Raw genomic sequence first — 1,631 nt, 5'->3', positions numbered from 1 at the left:
TATTTCAAAAGTCCCCAATCAATGGAAAATCTATCGGTTTTTCGATTCAACATCTATCGTACGCTTCATGACGTTCGCGGAATGGAACGTGAACTTGTCAAAGTCCGTAACGTCGCTGATGATTGGAGTTATTTATACCGACTTTGTCAGTACAACATCGAGAAGAATGATCTGGCCTCTGCACGGCAGAATTACAAAGATTTGCTTTACTATGTAGAAAAACATCCCGATAATAATTCACAACGTTCGACTCTCGTCAGTTTCGCATTTCTCGAAGGTAAACTTGCATTTAAGTCCGGGAATTATTCCGAAGCCGGAAATGAGTACAATCAAGCCGCGATTATTTTATTCGATACAACGACTTCTGTATCCACCCGTTATTTTCAGTATTTATCCAGAGGGAAAGCAGGACAAATTCAATCTGCCATCGACGGCTTGATGAATTTGGTCGCCATAAACCCAAATTATGCTCCGGCGCTCGTTGCACTAAGCGAATTCAATTTATCCATCGGACGAAAAACTGAAGCAACCATTTATCTTCAGCATTTTTTAAATTCATAGAAAGATGCCGATTCGAATTCGCCGTTGGTGCAACAAGCGATATCGCTCAGCCAGAAGTTGAAATCGTCTTTATTTGGATAATATCCGGAGTTTAACCGAACTGACTAATTTTCCATGAGCATCATATTGCTCGATCGTTTGAATTGAATCGGAATAATTAAACGAAAATTTATACTGTTCAAGCAAACGGTTATTTATTCCATCTTCCCATGTTTCTTCGATCAAGTCGCCGTGTTCATTGTACGAATATCCGATTTTTCCAATGTATTCGCCGTTAATAGCATAAATGAGATGTTCAATCTGTCTGGCAGTTGAATCGAACAGAGTTCGAGTTGAGAATTCATCACTCGATGGGTTCCATTCGCTCCCCAATTTTAACCGCATTAATTTTTCTTGCAAAGTGTCGGGTAGAAAAGAAATCTCTTCTATAATTTGTCCTCTCGAGTCTATCTCGCGAATATTAGAAAGATTGCCGGATTTTCCATATCGATACAAAGCCACGCGTTTCAAAGAACCTGTGGAATCAATTGTTGCCAACTCGGTCATTATTCCCTTTTCAAAGTGTGCGCGATAAAACGGACGGTGAAGAACCGATTGGATAGACGTTTCTGTCCCTTTAATAAAATCGTCGTACGTCAAAAAATATTTATTTTCACTTTGGGATAAGGCAGAAGAAAAGATCAGGATCAATATCGAGAATATGCGGGATATTCTTCGATTAGTGATACGATATATCGCCATGTTTTATTTTATTTCTTTCCATCGTCCATCAAGCGTCGAGGTGATTTGCGCATGTTTGCGAACATAGTCAATCATCGTTTGTCTAAGCAATGTTCCGGTAAAAATTATATGTTCTGGCGCAACTTGCGTCAGGCGATCAAATCCAGAATTTCCTTCCGCGAGATAATCGGAAACGGCCAACCTGTATATCTTCTTTGGATCAATCGGTTTGCCGCCAATTGTAAAAGACTTGACACGGTTTCCATCCGGCTTCCTTCTATCGATTAAGACTTTTGCGCCAGAAACCAACATGCCCCGGCTATTTCCAGTAACGCGGTCTTCAATGAGCG

3 protein-coding genes are annotated in these 1,631 nt (G+C 40.4%); 1 reads left to right on the top strand and 2 read right to left on the bottom strand.

Features of this window, described 5'->3' with window-relative positions:
• The first annotated feature begins 21 nt into the window (after nt 1-21).
• The gene (locus COT43_10205; protein PIS27503.1) at nt 22-561 is read left to right on the top strand and encodes a hypothetical protein; all 540 of its coding nucleotides are present in this window, start codon (nt 22-24) and stop codon (nt 559-561) included.
• Between the two features lie 69 nt (nt 562-630).
• On the opposite strand, the gene COT43_10200 is transcribed toward COT43_10205, so the two are convergent.
• Together COT43_10200 and COT43_10195 are read right to left on the bottom strand one after the other, a co-directional pair.
• The gene (locus tag COT43_10200; GenBank protein PIS27502.1) at nt 631-1,302 is read right to left on the bottom strand and encodes a hypothetical protein; all 672 of its coding nucleotides are present in this window, start codon (nt 1,300-1,302) and stop codon (nt 631-633) included.
• A gap of 3 nt (nt 1,303-1,305) precedes the next feature.
• Nucleotides 1,306-1,631 (bottom strand): multifunctional 2',3'-cyclic-nucleotide 2'-phosphodiesterase/5'-nucleotidase/3'-nucleotidase (locus COT43_10195; GenBank protein ID PIS27501.1); only part of this gene is annotated, 326 nt, incomplete at its 5' end.

It is taken from the genome of Candidatus Marinimicrobia bacterium CG08_land_8_20_14_0_20_45_22, from assembly GCA_002774355.1.
Taxonomy (GTDB): Bacteria; Fidelibacterota; UBA2242; order UBA2242; family UBA2242; genus 0-14-0-20-45-22.
Note: the sequence above shows the minus strand (reverse complement) of the source record. Positions and strands in the feature narration are given on the sequence as shown.

Bases quoted from the DNA above. Each gene is read 5' to 3' on its own strand.
- COT43_10205 (PIS27503.1), top strand. From the start codon at position 22: ATGGAAAATCTATCGGTTTTTCGATTCAACATCTATCGTACGCTTCAT.
- COT43_10200 (PIS27502.1), bottom strand. From the start codon at position 1,302: ATGGCGATATATCGTATCACTAATCGAAGAATATCCCGCATATTCTCG.